This is a genomic window from Methylobacterium sp. BTF04 (assembly GCF_010692745.1).
In the GTDB taxonomy this organism is placed as follows: domain Bacteria; phylum Pseudomonadota; class Alphaproteobacteria; order Rhizobiales; family Beijerinckiaceae; genus Methylobacterium.
Window position 1 is genome coordinate 1 of record NZ_JAAHTB010000248.1, and the last position, 574, is coordinate 574.

A 574-nucleotide genomic window follows, 5' to 3' on the forward strand; every position below is an offset into this window, starting at 1 on the left:
TCCGATCATCCAAACTGACTTCATCATCTTGCGAGCTGGGGGCCGTCCACATATGTCACATGCTGGCCTTCACGGCGATTGGCGGCGTGCCGATCGAGATCCTCTACGACCGGATGAAGACCGCCGTGACCGGCGAGGACGAGGCCGGGCACATCGTCTACAACCGCTCGCTCGTGGCCCTGGCCAAGCATTACGGATTCCTGCCACGGGCCTGTCGCCCGTATCGGCCCAAGACCAAAGGCAAGGTCGAGCGGCCGTTCTCCTATATCCGGCAGGACTTCTTCCTGGCGCGCAGCTTCCGCAATCTCGACGACCTGAACGCCCAGTTGCAGGTCTGGCTCGACACCGTCGCCAACGTCCGGCTGCATGGCACTACACAGCGGGTCATCTCGGACGCCTTCGCCGCCGAACGGCCCGAGCTGCAGCCGCTGCCAGGCATGCCCTTCGAGGCCCTGCTCAAGCTGGAGCGGCGCGTCAGCCATGACGGGCTCGCCTCGATCGGCGGCAACTACTACAGCGTGCCCGACCGGACCCGGCGCGTCGTCGAGGTGCATCAGCTACCGGACGCGATCCG

At 65.3% G+C, this 574-nt stretch carries 1 protein-coding gene; it reads left to right on the forward strand.

Annotated elements, in window-relative coordinates:
* The coding region (locus G3T14_RS24570) for an integrase core domain-containing protein (RefSeq protein ID WP_163645059.1) at positions 1 to 574 on the forward strand (574 nt) is incomplete at both ends.